At 74.8% G+C, this 16,033-nt stretch carries 13 protein-coding genes; 11 read left to right on the forward strand and 2 right to left on the reverse strand.

Going from position 1 to position 16,033, the window contains the following annotated elements:
* The first annotated feature begins 172 nt into the window (after positions 1-172).
* From ACSNOH_RS14520 to ACSNOH_RS14570, 11 genes are all read left to right on the forward strand, one after another.
* Positions 173-664 carry a DUF6328 family protein gene (locus ACSNOH_RS14520; RefSeq protein ID WP_436721721.1) on the forward strand — a complete coding sequence of 164 codons (492 nt, stop codon included), beginning with the start codon at positions 173-175 and terminating at the stop codon, positions 662-664.
* A 135-nt stretch (positions 665-799) separates the two neighbouring features.
* Positions 800-2,620: a thiamine pyrophosphate-requiring protein gene (locus ACSNOH_RS14525; protein ID WP_436721722.1), complete on the forward strand. Its 1,821-nt coding sequence runs from the start codon at positions 800-802 to the stop codon at positions 2,618-2,620.
* The gene (locus tag ACSNOH_RS14530) at positions 2,617-3,093 is read left to right on the forward strand and encodes a hypothetical protein (protein WP_436721723.1); all 477 of its coding nucleotides are present in this window, start codon (positions 2,617-2,619) and stop codon (positions 3,091-3,093) included. The genes ACSNOH_RS14525 and ACSNOH_RS14530 overlap by 4 nt, the downstream gene beginning before the upstream one ends.
* Before the next feature lies 1 nt (position 3,094).
* Positions 3,095-5,545: a GMC family oxidoreductase gene (locus ACSNOH_RS14535; protein ID WP_436721724.1), complete on the forward strand. Its 2,451-nt coding sequence runs from the start codon at positions 3,095-3,097 to the stop codon at positions 5,543-5,545.
* Positions 5,542-6,663 (forward strand): enolase C-terminal domain-like protein, encoded by a 1,122-nt coding sequence (locus ACSNOH_RS14540; protein ID WP_436721725.1) that lies wholly within the window; start codon positions 5,542-5,544, stop codon positions 6,661-6,663. Before ACSNOH_RS14535 ends, ACSNOH_RS14540 begins: the two co-directional genes overlap by 4 nt.
* A 45-nt stretch (positions 6,664-6,708) precedes the next feature.
* Positions 6,709-7,755: an SDR family oxidoreductase gene (locus tag ACSNOH_RS14545; RefSeq protein WP_436721726.1), complete on the forward strand. Its 1,047-nt coding sequence runs from the start codon at positions 6,709-6,711 to the stop codon at positions 7,753-7,755.
* A 141-nt stretch (positions 7,756-7,896) separates the two neighbouring features.
* Positions 7,897-8,853 (forward strand): TIGR03557 family F420-dependent LLM class oxidoreductase, encoded by a 957-nt coding sequence (locus ACSNOH_RS14550; RefSeq protein WP_436721727.1) that lies wholly within the window; start codon positions 7,897-7,899, stop codon positions 8,851-8,853.
* A gap of 50 nt (positions 8,854-8,903) precedes the next feature.
* Positions 8,904-9,449 (forward strand): type 1 glutamine amidotransferase domain-containing protein, encoded by a 546-nt coding sequence (locus ACSNOH_RS14555; RefSeq protein WP_436721734.1) that lies wholly within the window; start codon positions 8,904-8,906, stop codon positions 9,447-9,449.
* Positions 9,449-10,141 (forward strand): UdgX family uracil-DNA binding protein, encoded by a 693-nt coding sequence (locus ACSNOH_RS14560; protein WP_436721728.1) that lies wholly within the window; start codon positions 9,449-9,451, stop codon positions 10,139-10,141. Before ACSNOH_RS14555 ends, ACSNOH_RS14560 begins: the two co-directional genes overlap by 1 nt.
* A 230-nt stretch (positions 10,142-10,371) precedes the next feature.
* Positions 10,372-10,833: a hypothetical protein gene (locus ACSNOH_RS14565; RefSeq protein ID WP_436721729.1), complete on the forward strand. Its 462-nt coding sequence runs from the start codon at positions 10,372-10,374 to the stop codon at positions 10,831-10,833.
* Positions 10,834-11,196: 363 nt separating this feature from the next.
* Positions 11,197-14,082 (forward strand): AAA family ATPase, encoded by a 2,886-nt coding sequence (locus ACSNOH_RS14570; protein ID WP_436721730.1) that lies wholly within the window; start codon positions 11,197-11,199, stop codon positions 14,080-14,082.
* Positions 14,083-14,109: 27 nt separating this feature from the next.
* Here ACSNOH_RS14570 and ribA read toward each other — a convergent pair whose 3' ends face one another.
* Both ribA and ACSNOH_RS14580 read right to left on the reverse strand, forming a co-directional pair.
* On the reverse strand, positions 14,110-14,718 hold the full coding sequence (gene ribA, locus ACSNOH_RS14575) for a GTP cyclohydrolase II RibA (RefSeq protein ID WP_436721731.1): 609 nt from the start codon (positions 14,716-14,718) through the stop codon (positions 14,110-14,112).
* Positions 14,719-14,898: 180 nt separating this feature from the next.
* On the reverse strand, positions 14,899-16,033 hold a 1,135-nt coding region (locus ACSNOH_RS14580; protein WP_436721732.1), incomplete at its 5' end, for an MFS transporter.

Below are 16,033 nucleotides of genomic sequence, written 5' to 3' on the forward strand. Positions count from 1 at the left end.
CGTGCAACGCGTGTGCCCTCTGCGTTCCGTGGGTCACGCGCGCCGCCACGAACGTCGAACACTCTATCGGGTTGCGCCGTCCGGCCCCGTCGTCGTCCCCCGCGGCCGCGGGCGGTGCATGCCCGGCCCGCGAGCGGGTACCCAGGGGACCGGACGACGGCGGAGGTGCGGCATGGCGGTGAGCGGAGCGCCGGGCAGCGGCCGTCACGAAACGCCCGAGGAGCGCGCCGACCGGCGCTGGGGCGAGCTCCTGCAGGAGGTGCGCGTCACCCAGACGGGCGTGCAGATCCTCTTCGGCTTCCTGCTGACCGTGGCCTTCACGCCGCGCTTCGCCGTGCTCGACGAGACGGAGCGCACCATCTACGTGGTGACGGTGATGCTGGGCGCGGCCACCACCGGCGCGCTCGTCGGGCCCGTCTCGTTCCACCGGATCGTCAGCGGGCGCCGCATCAAGCCGCAGACGGTCACCTGGGCCTCGCGGCTGACGATGCTCGGGATCGTCCTGCTGCTGTGCACCGTCACCTCGGCGCTCCTGCTGATCCTGCGCGTCGTGCTGCACAGCGCCGCCGTGCCCTGGCTGGTGGGGAGCATCGTGGCGTGGCTCGCGCTGTGCTGGTTCGGGCTGCCCGGCTGGGCGCTGCACCGGTACCGGCCGAAGGACTGACCCCGCAGATCCGCACGAGGGATTCCCCAGGTCCTGCGTTTCCCCCGGCCGGGACCGGTCACCCGTACCACTGAGGCGGAAAGCGCGCAGCCCCGCCCGAGAAGACCGCGACGCCCCCGCGAAAGGGAGACTCCCATGTCCACCAAGGTGTCCGACCACCTCCTGCAGCGCCTGCGCGAGTGGGACGTCGACCGGGTGTTCGCCTACGCGGGTGACGGCATCAACGGCCTGCTGGCCGCCTGGGGCCGGGCGGACGACAACCCGCGGTTCATCCAGTCGCGGCACGAGGAGATGTCCGCCTTCGAGGCCGTGGGCTACGCGAAGTTCTCCGGCAAGGTGGGGGTCTGCGCGGCGACGTCCGGGCCGGGCGCGATCCACCTGCTCAACGGCCTGTACGACGCCAAGCTCGACCACGTGCCGGTGGTGGCGATCGTCGGGCAGACCAACCGCAGCGCGATGGGCGGCTCGTACCAGCAGGAGGTGGACCTGCTGACCCTGTTCAAGGACGTCGCCTCCGACTTCTGCGAGATGGTGACCGTCCCCGAGCAGCTGCCGAACGTCCTCGACCGGGCGATGCGCACCGCGTACGCCCGGCGCACCGTGACCGCCCTGATCATCCCGGCCGACGTGCAGGAGCTCGACTACTCGCCGCCGCAGCACGCCTTCAAGATGGTGCCCTCCAGCCTCGGCGTGGCCCCGTACGCGCCGGTGCCCGCGGACACCGAGATCACCCGGGCCGCGGAGCTGATCAACGAGGGCAAGAAGGTGGCGATCCTCGTCGGGCAGGGCGCCCGCGGCGCGCGCGCCGAGGTGGAGCGCCTCGCCGACGTCCTCGGCGCAGGGGTGGCCAAGGCGCTGCTGGGCAAGGACGCGCTGCCCGACGACCTGCCGTACGTGACCGGCGCCATCGGGCTGCTGGGCACCCGGCCCTCCTACGAGCTGATGCGCGACTGCGACACGCTGGTCGTCGTCGGCTCCAGCTTCCCCTACACCCAGTTCCTGCCGGAGTTCGGGCAGGCGCGGGCGGTGCAGATCGACATCGACCCCTTCATGGTGGGGCTGCGCTACCCCTTCGAGATCAACCTCGTGGGCGACGCGCGGGAGACCCTCACGCGGCTGCTGCCGCAGCTGAAGCCCAAGAAGCACGGCGACTGGCGGGCCGGCATCGAGAAGAACACGGCCCGCTGGTGGGAGGTGATGGAGCGGCGCGCCGCGGTCGCGGCCGACCCCGTCAACCCGGAGTACGTCTTCCACGCGCTGGACCCGCTCCTGCCCGAGAACGCGATGCTGACCGCCGACTCCGGCTCGGCCGCCAACTGGTACGCGCGCCACCTGCGCATGCGCGGCACCATGCGCGGCTCGCTGTCGGGGACGCTGGCCACGATGGGCCCGGGCGTGCCGTACGCCATCGGCGCCAAGTTCGCCCACCCCGACAGGCCGGCCATCGCGCTCGTGGGCGACGGGGCGATGCAGATGAACGGCATGGCCGAACTCATCACCGCGGGCAAGTACTACCCGGAGTGGCAGGACCCGCGGCTGGTGGTGGCGGTCCTCAACAACCAGGACCTCAACCAGGTCACGTGGGAGATGCGCGCCATGGAGGGCGCCCCGCAGTTCCTGCCCTCGCAGGCCATCCCCGACGTGCCCTACGCCGGCTTCGCCCGCTCGATCGGCCTCGACGGCGTGCGCGTCGAGGAGCCGGGGGAGGTGGTCGCCGCCTGGCAGCGCGCCCTCGCCGCCGACCGGCCCTTCGTCATCGACTTCCGCACCGACCCGGCCGTGCCGCCGATCCCGCCGCACGCGACCCTCGACCAGATCGAGGCTGCGGCCGCCGCAGTCCTCAAGGGAGACAGCGACCGCGCGGCCGTCGTCCGGCAGGGGCTCAAGGCCAAGATCCAGGAGATGCTGCCCGGCGGGCACAAGCACCGCGGGCACGGGGCGGGTGACGGCGGATGAGCCGGGTGCCGCGACGCGGCGGGGGCCGGCCGGCGGGCCGGGCGCCGTACGCCCTCGACCGCATGGTGCGCAACGTCCGCCACGGCAGGTTCGAGCGCACGCTGTCCCTGCTGACGGCGGTGGGCTCCCTCGTCACGGCGGCGGAGATCTACCTGGAGCACGACCGCGCGAGCTTCGGCAACCGTGTGATGTGGTGGCCCGTGCTGCTCGGGCCCGTGGGCGCGGCCGCGGGCGTGGCCGGGTTCGCCAGCGAGCGGATGGCCAAGACCGCCCTGCCGCTGGCCTCGGCGGCGATCGCCGCCAACGGCCTGCAGGGCACGTACCTGCACGTCCGGGGCATCGCCCAGAAGCCCGGCGGCTGGTCGATGGCGCGCTACAACATCGAGCTGGGGCCGCCGCTGTTCGCGCCGCTGCTGGTGACGATGGTCGGCGGCATGGGCCTGCTGGCCGCCCTGCTGCGCAGGGAGCGGTGACGTGCGGGGCCGCGGCGACCCGGGCCGCGCGGGCGCGCCCGTCCCCGGGCGGCGCCGCCACCGCTTCCCCGGCCACAACGTGCTGGCCCGCAGCGGCGCGTGGGACCCCGCCACCTCAGGCGTCGTCCTCGCCCGCACGGCCATGCCGCCGGACCTGCGGTTCTTCACCCTCGCCGAGGAGGCCGTGGCCCGCCCGCTCTTCGACCACCTGCTCGCGCAGTGGGACGACCCCCGGGTGCCCGTCCTGCAGATGATCGACGCCCGGCTCGCCGAGATGCAGACCGACGGCTGGCGGTACGCCGACATGCCCGAGGACGACGAGGCCTGGCGGCGCTCGCTCGCCGCCCTCGACGACGACGCCCGCGCCCTGCACGGCACGCCCTTCCCCGGCCTCGCGCGCGAGCGGCAGGCCGCCCTCATCCAGGCCGTGCGCGACACCGGCAGCGCCCGGTGGCACGGCATGCCGGCCGGCCACGTGTGGGGGCTGTGGACGCGCTACACCGCGACCGCGTTCTACTCCCACCCCTGGGCCTGGAACGAGATCGGCTTCGGCGGCCCGGCCTACCCGCGGGGCTACCTCCGCCTGGGCCTGGACCAGAGGGAACCGACGGAGACCCCGGACCAGCACCAGGTAGACCCGGTGACGGGCTCCGACCAGGTTGTGGGCAGTCGTTCCGCTGGGGCGGAACGGGTGGGCACAACCGACCACCGGCCCGCAAGCGACCGCGCTCGCGGCCCGGCCGCAGCCGCCCGGGCCGCACTCGGCACACTCCGCCTGACCGCCGCCCCCACCGGCCGTCTGCGCGACCGCAACGCGTCCGCCTGGCTCCTGCCCCGCGGGGACACCCGCTTCGACCCGGCCCTCATCGACACCATGCGCCGCTACGAGGACGACGACGAGGTCGACCTCGTCGTCGTCGGCTGCGGCGCCGGCGGCGCCACCCTCACCCAGCGCATGGCCCGCCACGGCTGGTCCGTGGTCTGCCTGGAGGCCGGCCCGTTCTGGAACCCCGACACCGACTGGGTCAGCGACGAGGCGGGCTCGCACCACCTGTACTGGACGGATCCGCGCGTCATCTCCGGCGCCGACCCGGTCCCGCTGGGCTCGAACAACTCCGGGCGCGGCGTGGGCGGTTCCACCACGCACTTCGCCGGCTACACGCCCCGCTTCCACCCGTCGGACTTCTCCACGCTCACCGACGACGGGGTGGGCGCCGACTGGCCGCTGCGCTACGCGGACCTGCGCGCCTCGTACGAGCGGATCGAGCAGGAGCTGCCCGTCGCCGGGCAGTACTGGCCGTGGGGCGACCCGCACCCCTACCCGCACGCGCCGCACCCCGTCGGCGGCAACGGCGAGGTGTTCCTGCGCGGTGCCGCGGCCCTGGGCATCGAGGCGCGCGTGGGGCCGGTCGCCATCACCAACGGCCGCTTCGGCAACCGGCCGCACTGCGTCTACCGCGGCTTCTGCCTCCAGGGCTGCAAGGTCAACGCCAAGGCCTCCACCCTCATCACGCACGTGCCCGACGCGCTGGCGCACGGGGCGGAGATCCGGGCCGACGCGATGGTCACCGGCATCGAACTGGACGCGCAGGGCCGCCTGGCCACCGGCGTCCGCTATCTGCACCGGGGCCGCGAACGGCTGCAGCGCGCCCGCATGGTCGCCGTCGCCGGCTACTCCATCGAGACGCCCCGGCTGCTGCTGAACTCCGCCTGCCGCCGCTTCCCCGAGGGGCTGTGCAACGACTTCGACCTCGTCGGCCGGTACGTCATGGTGCAGGGCGCGCCGCAGACCTCCGGCCGGTTCACCGAGGAGGTGCGCGCCTACAAGGCGCCGCCGCCCGAAGTGACCACCGAGGACTTCTACGAGACCGACCCGGCCAAGCCGTACCGGCGCGGCTTCTCCGTGCAGACCGTCTCCCCGCTGCCCATCGTCTGGGCCGAGCACGTGGCGGCCCAGGGCCACTGGGGCGAGGACCTGCGCACCTACATGAGCGACTACGTCCACTGGGCGACCCTGGGCGCCCTGTGCGAGCTGCTGCCCCTGCCGGACAACCGCGTGACCCTCTCGCAGGAGAAGGACCGCTACGGCCTGCCCGTCGCCCACTTCTCCTACAGCCAGTGCGACAACGACCGCATGCTCGTCCGCGCCGCGCGGACCGTCATGGAGGACATCCTGCGCGCGGCCGGCGCCACCGAGGTGATCACGATCGACCGGTACGCGCACCTCGTCGGCGGCTGCCGGATGGCCGCGGGCCCCGGGAGCGGGGTCGTGGACGCGGACCTGCGCACCTTCGCCGTACCCAACCTGCTCGTGACCGACGGCAGCGTGCTGCCCACGCAAGGCAGCGCCAACCCGGCGCTGACCATCATGGCCCTGGTCGACCGCGCCGCCGCCCGGCTGGCCGCCGGGGCGCGCAGCGGCCTCCGCGCACCCGCGGGAGCCCCCCGGTGACCGGGCCGGGCCGCAGCGACCCGGTCGTCGACGGCGTGAAGGCCGCCGTCTACACGGTCCCCACCGACGCGCCCGAGGCGGACGGCACCCTGTCCTGGGACGCGACGACCATGGTGCTCGCCTCGGTGCGCTCCGGCGACACCACCGGGACCGGCTGGACCTACGGCTCCCCGGCCACCGCCGACGTGATCACCGGTCACCTCGCGGACGTCGTCACCGGCCGCCCGGCCTTCGACGTGCCGGCGGCCAACGAGGCGATGAGCCGCGCCGTACGCAACGCCGGGCGGCCGGGCCTGGTCGCCGGCGCGATCTCGGCCGTGGACATCGCCCTGTGGGACCTCAAGGCCCGGCTGCTCGGCCTGCCGCTCGTACGGCTGCTCGGCGCCTGCCGCACCGACGTGCCCGTCTACGGCAGCGGCGGGTTCACCACCTACGACGACGCGCACCAGGACCGCCAGCTGCGCCACTGGACAGAGGAGCTCGGCATCCCCCGCGTCAAGATCAAGATCGGGGAGGGGTGGGGCGCCGCCGAGGACCGGGACCGCTACCGCGTCGCCCACGCCCGCCGCAGCATCGGCGAGCGCGTGGAGCTCTACGTCGACGCCAACGGCGCCTACACCCGCAAGCAGGCCGTCCGGCTGGCCCGCCACCTGGACGCCCACGGCGTCCTGTGGTTCGAGGAACCCGTCTCCTCCGACGACCTCACGGGCCTGGCGCAGATCCGCGGCGCGGCCCTGCCCGACGTCGCCGCGGGCGAGTACGGCTACGCCCTCTCCTACTTCGGCCGCATGCTCGAAGCCGGCGCCGTGGACTGCCTGCAGGCCGACGCCACCCGCTGCGGGGGCATCACCGTCTGGCTGCGGGCCGCCGCCCTCGCGGAGGCGGCCGGAGTGCAGATCTCCGGGCACTGCGCCCCCCACGTCCACGCCCACGCGGCGGCCGCCGTGCCCAACCTGCGCCACCTGGAGTGGTTCCACGACCACACCAGGATCGAATCGCTGTTCTTCGCCGGCGCCCTCGACCCGGGCGGCGGATCCGTGCGCCCCGGCGAGGAGGGCACGCCGGGCCACGGCCTGGTCATGCTCGCCGGCCGCGCCGAACCGTACCGGGTGCGCTGACCGCCCGGCCGGTCACCGCCCGCCGCCCCAGGGAAGGGAGCCCCCATGAGCCGCACCGTCGTCATCACCGGCGCCAGCGCGGGGACCGGCCGCGCGGCGGCCCGCCTGTTCGCCCGCAAGGGCGACCGGGTGGTGCTGCTGGCCCGGGGCGAGACCGGGCTCCGGGCCGCCGCGGCCGACGTCACCCGGCTGGGCGGCAAGGCCCTCGTGCTGCCCACCGACGTGGCCGACCACGCGCAGGTGGAGGCCGCGGCCGGTGCCGCGGAGGAGGAGTTCGGGCCGATCGACGTCTGGGTCAACGCCGCCTTCACCTCCGTCTTCTCGCCCTTCACCCGGATCACGCCCGAGGAGTACGAGCGCGTCACCGCCGTCACCTACCTCGGCTGCGTGCACGGCACCCGGGCCGCGCTGCGCCGCATGCTCCCGCGCGACGCCGGGACCGTCGTCCAGGTCGGCTCGGCGCTCGGCTACCGGTCCGTGCCCCTGCAGTCCGCCTACTGCGGCGCCAAGCACGCCGTCAACGGCTTCACCTCCGCGGTGCGGACCGAACTGCTCGCCCGGCACAGCCGCGTCCGCGTCACGGTCGTGCAGATGCCCGCGCTGAACACCCCGCAGTTCTCCTGGGTGCTGTCCAAACTGCCCAACCATCCCCAGCCCGTCCCGCCGATCTACCAGCCCGAGGTCGCCGCCCGCGCCGTCGTGCACGCCGCCGGTCACCCGCGGCGCAAGCAGTACTACGTCGGCGGCTCGACCCTCGCGACGATCCTGGCCGAGAAGGCGGCCCCCGCCCTGCTCGACCGCTACCTGGCCCGTACCGGCATCGACTCCCAGCAGACCGACGAGCAGGCCCGCGCGGACCGGCCGCACAACCTGTGGCAGCCGGTGGACGACGCCGGCGGAGCCGACTTCGGCGCGCACGGCGCCTTCGACGAGCAGTCCCACGCGCACTCCCCGCAGGCGGCCCTGGCCCGGCACCCCGCGCTGGTCGCGGCCGCCGCCCTGCTCACCGCGGGCACCGCGGCCCGGGGGGCCCTGCGCCTGAGCCGGGGCCTGCGCCGGTGCCGGTGCCGAAGGGCCGCAGGCGCGGCGTGACGGCCCACGGCCCGGACGGCTCAAGGCCCGGGTGCTTCCCGCCCGTACGTTTCCGCCCGTACGTTTCCCGCCCGGGTGTTTCCCGTCCGCCCCCAGTGGTTACCCGGGTGCGGAAGCCCCGCCTCCAGGAGGTCACCCCCGATGACGGAATACGGCTACTTCCTGTCCACCGAGGAACACGGCCCCGCCGACCTGGTCGAACAGGCGCGCATGGCCGAGCAGGCCGGCTTCACCTCCCTGTGGATCTCCGACCACTTCCATCCGTGGAACTCCGAGCAGGGCCAGAGCCCCTTCGTCTGGTCGGTGATCGGCGCCCTCTCCCAGGCCACGTCGCTGCCCGTGCGGACCGCCGTCACCTGCCCGATCATGCGGATGCACCCGGCCGTCGTCGCCCAGGCGGCCGCCACCGCCTCCGTCCAGCTCGGCGGGCGCTTCCGGCTCGGCGTGGGCAGCGGCGAGGCGCTCAACGAGCACATCCTCGGCGGCGCCTGGCCGCAGGCGGCCGTGCGGCTGGAGATGCTGCAGGAGGCCGTCCAGGTGATGCGGGCCCTCTTCGAGGGCGGCGAGGTCAGCCACCACGGCAAGCACTACACCGTCGAGAACGCCCGGCTGTACACGGTCCCCGACGAGCCCGTGCCCATCGACGTCTCGGCGTTCGGGCCGGCCGCGACCGAGCTGGCCGGGCGCATCGGCGACGGCTTCCTCACCATGGCCCCCGACGCCGAGGCGGTGGACCGCTTCCGGCGCAGCGGAGGCGGAGCCAAGCCCGTGCACGGCGGGCTCAAGGTGTGCTGGGGCACCGACCGCGACGAGGCCGTGCGCACGGCGCACCGGCTGTGGGCCACCGAGCAGCTCCCCGGCGAGCTGAACCAGATCCTCCCGACCCCCCGCCACTTCGAACAGGCGAGCGAGCTGGTGTCGGTGGAGCGGGTCGCCTCCGCGGTGACCTGCGGGGACGACCTGGACGCCCACCTGGCCGCGATCGGCGCCTACGCCGCCGCCGGGTTCGACACCGTCTACATCAACCAGATCGGCCCCGACCAGCGCGGCTTCTTCGACTTCTACCGCAGCAAGGTGCTGCCGCAGCTGCCGGACTGAACAGCCCCCGCCCGCGCGGGCCCACGAACACGAAAGGACAGCGCATGACCATGCGGATCGCATTCCTCGCCGCACCGGAGGGCGTCGAGCAGGTCGAGCTGACGGACCCCTGGCAGGCCGTCATGGACGCCGCCGGCGCGCCCCGGCTGGTGTCCACGAAGGCGGGCCGGATCCAGGCCTTCCATCACCTGGACAAGGCCGACACCTTCGCCGTGGACGAGGACGTGGACACCGCGCGCGCCGGCGACTTCGACGGCCTGGTGCTGCCCGGCGGCGTCGCCAACCCCGACTTCCTGCGCATGGACGAGCGGGCCGTCGCCTTCGTGCGGGCCTTCTTCGACGCCGGCAAGCCCGTCGCCGCCATCTGCCACGCCCCCTGGACCCTCGTCGAGGCGGACGTCGTGCGCGGCCGCACCCTCACGTCCTGGCCGAGCCTGCGCACCGACATCCGCAACGCGGGCGGCACCTGGGTCGACGAGGAGGTCAGGGTCTGCACCGGCGGCCCGAACACGCTGGTCACCAGCCGTAAACCGGCGGACCTCAAGGCCTTCTGCGCGGCGGCCCTCGCCGAGTTCCGCAAGGCCGCGGAGGCCTGATGCCCGGCCCGGGCCCGGAAGCCTACGACGCGGCGCCCTTCGTGCCGGAGAAGGCGGACCTGCGCCGCCTGCGGGAGGCCGCGGCCGGCTGCCGCGGCTGCCCGCTCTACCGCGACGCCACGCAGACCGTCTTCGGCGCCGGGGAGGCCTCCGCGCGCGTGGTGCTCGTCGGCGAACAGCCGGGGGACCAGGAGGACCGCCGGGGCGAGCCGTTCGTCGGCCCCGCCGGAGGCGTCCTGAAGCGGGCGCTCGCGGAGGCCGGCATCGACCCCGCCGAGGCCTACGTCACCAACGCCGTCAAGCACTTCAAGTTCGAGCAGCAGGAGCGCGGCAAGCGCCGCATCCACAAGACCCCCGGCCTCCGCGAGATCAGTGCCTGCCGGCCCTGGCTCACCTCCGAACTGCAGCTGATCGACCCGGAGGTGGTCGTCGCCCTCGGCGCCACGGCGGGCAAGTCCCTGCTCGGCCCCTCCTTCCGCGTCACGCAGCAGCGCGGCGTCCTGCTGCCGCTGCCCGAGCCCGGCGGCGCCGGGCAAGCGGAAGGAGCGGCGGACGGCGAAGGCGGCCTCGTGGCGACCATCCACCCCTCCGCGGTACTGCGCTCGGACCCCGCGGCACGCGCCGAGGCCTACGCCGGCCTGGTGTCCGACCTCGGCGTCGCGGCCCGCCTGCTGCGCGGGGAGCGCGGGTGAGCCCACGCGTTTTCCTGCGCGGGAGCGGACTCGCGCGACATGCTGAGTGCATGTCCGATCACAGCGAGCGAGTGCGCGCCCGGGGGGAGGGCGGCGCTCGCCGGGCGGGAAGCGGAGCCCGGACGGCGCACCGGGGAAGCGGGATGGTGCAGGATACGGCGGGGCCCGCAGGCGCGGGACCCTGCCTTTCGTGCCTAAACTGATGTCGTGCAGAGGGGGGTTGGCAGAGGATGAGTGACGAGAGGGACGGTCCGGACCGGCGCCGCCTCACGGTGGCGCAGAAGCTCGACCACCTGCTCAAGATGCGTGCCGGGCCCAGCGAGAACGGCAAGCCGTCCTACAAGAAGCTGGCGGCGGAGATCGCCGCGCAGTCGGGCGAGACCTTCTCCAGCGTGTACCTGTGGCAGCTGCACCGCGGCGAGCGCACGAACCCGACGCTGCGCCACCTGTGCGCGCTCGCCGCCTACTTCGACGTGCCCGTCTCCTACTTCACCGAGGACGACGTGGCCCGGCGCATGATCGACGAAGAGGTCCTGGCCGGCCGTGAGCTGGACCAGGCCATGGCGGAGGCCGGAGTGAGCGCGGTCTACCTGCGCGGCGACCTCGCGGCGCTCTCCCCGGAGGGGAAACGGATGGCCGCCAACATGATCCGCCAGCTCCGGGAGCTGGAACAGGGCACGCGGCGCCCCTAGCGCCCCGCCCTCCCGACTCGCCGCCGGCCGCGCCCCGCGGCTCTCCGGCAGGGCCTGCGGGCCCGCATCCCCCGAGCCACGGACGCCGCGCGGCACGCGGCGTCCGTGGCTCAGTCATGCCGGTTGAAATGCCCCAACTCTCAAGTTAGGGTCACCTCTTGTATCGCCATAAGCTACGGTGAACCAACTATTGGTCAGCTTGTTCATATGAGTTAACGTCATCGACTTCGCGGTCCGGCCTCCTGAGACACATCACTACCCACGGCATCACGGCAGCAAAGACCGGGCCGGCAAACGGGGGACCCGGGGGAGTGGCATGCGGCTCCGGGAAGGCCCCGCCGCCTCAACGGGGAGGGCAAGCGCGTGCACGACATCCTGAAAGCCGCCGGCGACGGCCGCGGCCAGAGCATCCTCATCGAGGGCACGGCGGGCATGGGGCGCACCACGCTCCTGCGCCGGGCCATGGACCAGGCCGGGGAGCACGGCCTGCACCTGCTGTCGGCGCGGGCCCGCGCCTCCGAGCAGGACGTCGAGTACAGCATCGCCCAGCAGCTCGTCGAGGGCGCCCGGACCCTCCTGGCCGGCGCCGCCCCCGACGCGGCCGCCCCGGAACCCTGGGACGCCGGCCCGCCCTGCCCCGCTCCCCACGCGCCGGGCCCGGCGGCTGCTGTCCACCCGCTCGCCCGGCTGCTGTCCACCGGCGTCCCGCTGATGCTGGCCATCGACGACCTCCAGTGGGCCGACACCGCCTCCCTGCGCTGCCTCGGCTACCTGATGGCCCGTCTGGAGAACACTCCCGTCGCGCTCGTCGCCACCGTCGCCCTCGGCGAGACCCCTGGCGACCCCGTCCTGGCCGAGGTGCTCTCCTCGTTCCGCCACCGCACGCTGTTAAGGGGCCTGTCCGCCGAGGACACCGCCCGCGTCGCCGCCGACGCCTTCGCCGCCCCTGACTTCGCGGCAGGCGCGAACAACTCCGGCACCCCCGGAGCCGAGACCCCCGACCCCCGCTTCGTGGAAGCGTGCCGCACCGCCACCGGCGGCAGCCCGTACCTCCTGGAAGCCCTCTTCCGCGTGATGCGCCTGCACGGCCTGCGCCCCGACGCCGCGGCCGCGGACCGGGTCTGCGACCTCGCCCCGGTGGAGGTCGCCGACACCCTCCTGCCGCGCTACGACCGCGCCTACCCCGGCGCCGCGGCGGTCCTGCAGGCCACCGCCGTCCTGGACGGTTCCGCCACCACCGCCGTCATCGCCCGGCTGCTCGGGCTGGACGCGCTGGGCGCGGCCGACGTCGTCGACGCCCTCGTCCGGGCCGGCGCCCTCACCGGGCAGGACAGCGTGATCCGCTTCGCCCGGCCCGTCCTGCGCGCCGCCGTCCTCGCCCGCATCCCGCCCAGCCGCCGGGACGCCCTGCACGCCCGCGCCGCCCAGCTCCTCCACGAATCCGGTGCCCCCGCCGAGCGCGTCGCCGCCCAGCTGCTGCGCGTGCGCAGCACCCTCGGCCTGCACTGGACCTGCACCGTGCTGTACACGGCGGCCGGGGAGGTCATCCAGCGCGGCGACACCGACCGGGCCCGCGCCTACCTCCACCGCGGTCTGGAGGAGTGCGAGGGAGAGTGCCGGGGCAAGCTCCTGCGCACCCTCGGCCGGATCGAGCTCGCCGCCGACCCGGCCGCCGCGGTGGAGCACCTGCGGCAGGCCCTCGGCCTCCAGCCCGACGCCGCCGGCCGCGCCGACATCAGGCTGTGCATCGCCCACGCCCTGCAGCTCCTGGGCCGCCCCGAGGAGGCCGAGGACGTCCTGCTGGAGGGCATGGCGGAACCGGGCAGCGGCGAGGAGGAGGACGCCGCGCACGTCCTGCGGGCCGAGCGGTGCCTGCTGCGCGAGCTCAACCACGCCGTCGACGCGGCCGTGGAGGCGGACTGCGCCGGGGCCGCCGAGGCGCTGCCGCCGTCGGTCACGGCGACCCCGGGCGAGCGCCACACCATGCTCAGCCTCTCGGCCCTGCGCTCCTCGCGGCGCGGAGAGGACCGCGAGCGCGCCGTCCACCAGGCCCGCCAGGCGCTGCAGGAGGAACACGTCAGCCTCGACTGGCGCATCGCGACCCGCACCGTGCCCCTGCAGGTCCTCGCGCGCGCCGACGAGCTGGAGCTCGCCCTGTCCGAGTGCCGGGCGCTGCTGGACCGGGCGCGGGCCGAGGGCTCGCGGACGCTGCTCACCATCGCCCACAGCATGCGCGCCGAAGTGCGCTACCGCGCGGGGGACGTGGCCGGCTGTCTGGAGGACGCGCGCGCGGCCCTGGAGCCGGCCGGGTCCTCGCCGTGCGGGCACTGGAGCCGTACGGGCCAGGCGATGGCGGCGGTCGTCGCCTCGCTGCTGGAGACCGGCGAGCTGCGGGAGGCCAACCGGGCGCTGAGCGACTTCGGCCTGGACGCCGACGTGCCGGAGGGCGCGGCCTTCGCGGCCCTGCTCTTCCACCGCGGCCGGCTCCGCGTGGCGTGCGGCCACGCCCGGGCCGGCCTGGCCGACCTGCTGGAGTGCGGCCGCCGGCTCGGCGCCGCCGGGCAGCTCAACCCCTCGGTGCTGTCCTGGCGTTCGGAGGCGGCCCTCGTGCAGGCGGCGCTCGGGGAGCGCGAGGCCGCGCTCGCGCTCGTCGACGAGGAGCTCGCCCGGGCCCGCCGCTGGGGCGGCCGCCGGGCGACCGGCCGCGCCCTGCGGGCGGCCGGGCTGCTGGCCAAGGGGCGGGGCGGCGAGGAGGCGCTGCGGGAGGCCGTGGAGGTGCTGGAGGAGTCCGCGGCCCGCCTCGACCTGGCCCGGGCGCTGACCGACCTGGGCATTCTGATGCGCAAGTCCAGCCGGCTGGGCGAGGCGCGCGAGCACCTGCGGCGCGCGCAGTCGCTGGCCGAGCAGTGCGGGGCCGCCGTGCTGGCCCAGACGGCCCGTCAGGAGCTGCTGGCGGCCGGCGCCCGGCCGCGGCGGCCGACCGAGGTGGGCATCGACGCCCTGACCCCGACCGAGCGCCGCGTCGCGCTCATGGCGGTGGCCAAGTTCACCAACCGGGAGATCGCGGCGAAGATGTTCGTCACGCAGCGCACCGTGGAGCTGCACCTGAGCCGCGTCTACCGCAAGCTGGCCGTGACCGGCCGCTCCGGCCTCGCGGAGTACTTCGCGCGGCCCGAGGGCGCCCCGGGCTCCGACCGCCCGGAGTGCCCCGAGGAGACCGCCGCCTGGTCCGGCGCCCGCGCCGGGTGAGCTCCCGGGGCGGGCGCCCGGCCCTCCTCAGGCGCCGCGGCCCGCGAAGTCGAGCCGTTCCTCGACGGCGATCCCGTACCAGCTCAGCTGCCGCACCTTGTCCGGGTTGCTGGTCAGCAGCCTGACCCGGGACACGCCCAGGGCCCGGAGCATCTGGGCGGCCGCGTGGTAGTCGCGGGCGTCGTCGGCGAGGCGCAGGCCGTGGCCTCCGGCCACGGCGGTGCGGCCGCGGTCCTGGACGCTGTACGCGTCGAGCTTGTCGTAGAGGCTGATGTCCCTGCGGCCCTGGCCCTCCTGGCGCAGGTAGAGCAGGATGCCGCCCTCCTCGGCGACCCGCTGCAGCGACTCGTCCAGCTGCGAGCCGCAGTCGCACCGGCCCGAGCCGAGGACGTCGCCGGTCAGGCACTCCGAGTGGACCCGCACGAGCGGGACGGAGGGGTGGCGGGTGTAGGACACCGCGATGTGCTCCAGGCCGTCGGAGAGCCCGTCGAAGGTGATGACGTGCGCGGTCTGCCAGGAGCCGTCGGGCAGGTGGAGGGGGATCTCCACCCGGGACCGGACGCGGGCCCCGCCCCGGCGGCCGCCCGCCGGAGCCAGGGCCCGCGCCTCGCCGGTCAGCACATCACCGTTCAGCACTTCGGGCACTGTTCCCTCCCAGGGAGATGCTTGCGCGCCCGGCGCGTCACTCGCACCGGTCGCTCCAGCATCACCGAGGCGGCCGCCGCGGACAGCACGGACCGGCCCGGTACAGCGACCGAAGCTTTTCCGGGCCGCGTACCGAACCGGGTCCGCGCGGGGGCCGAATCCGGCCGCTGATCAGGCCGTTCGCTCCGATTCGCGGAGCGCTTCCGGGCTCGCGGGAGCGTCGTCCCCGCCGTCGCCGGTGCGCCTGCGGACGGCGGTCCGCAGGCCCGCGGCGATGCCGAGGACGGCGCAGACGGCGGCGATGACGTAGATGATGCCGAGACCGCGGCTGTCGGACCAGTCGTGCGAGGAGCCGTAGGCGGTGATGGCGGTGCCCAGGCCGGTCATCACGGCCACGGACAGCGTCTCGCACAGCTGCAGGCCCGAACTGGCCGCGCCCTCCTTGCCCTTGTCGGCCAGGGACAGCACGATCGTGGTGACGGCCGGGTAGACGAAGCCCATGCCGAGGCCGGCGACGGCCCAGCCGGCGATCGCGAGCGGGACGCTCCTGAGGCCGGTGCCGACGGACAGGGCGATCAGCGCGTCACCGGCCACGAGCAGGACGAAGCCGAGGACGACGCGGGCGTGCCGGCCCTTGCCGCCGCTGCGGGTGTCCAGCTTCGCCTGCAGCCAGGCGCCGCTGACCCAGGTGAGGGCGCCCGCGGACAGCGCGAGGCCGGAGCCGAGCGTGTTCAGGCCAAGGACGCGGGTCATGCTGAGCGGGAAGAAGGACTCGCCGCCGTAGTAGGCGGCGCTGACCAGGCCGCGCACGATCATGCCGGCGGGCATGCCGCGGCGGACGGTGAGCGTGCCCGCCGGCAGCAGCTTGCCGAGCACGGGCAGGGTGATGGCGACGCCGGCGACGACGAGCGGCACGAGCACCGCGAGGTTGCGGTTCTCCAGGCCGGCGAGGAGCGCGCCGACGCCGAGCACCAGCAGCACGGTGAGCGGCAGCCGGTTCTCGCCCGGCGCGCCGTCGCCCGCGGGCTTGAGCCTGCGCATGGCGGGCAGGGTGAGCAGGGCGGCGACGGGCACCAGCGGGACGAGGACGAGGAAGACCACCCGCCAGTTGGAGGCACTCGCGATCGCGCCCGCGATGGCCGGGCCGAGCAGGGCGGGCAGCGTCCACGCCGAGGCCACCAGGGCCAGCATCCGGGCCCGCAGCTCGTCGGGGTAGGCGAGGCCGACGATCAGGTAGGCCAGCGCCAGCACGCCGCCGACGCCCAGGCCCTGCAGGATGCGGCCGATCAGCAGGATCCACCAGTTG

Origin of the sequence: Streptomyces sp. URMC 127 (genome assembly GCF_051386535.1) — a bacterium.
Lineage (GTDB): Bacteria > Actinomycetota > Actinomycetes > Streptomycetales > Streptomycetaceae > Streptomyces.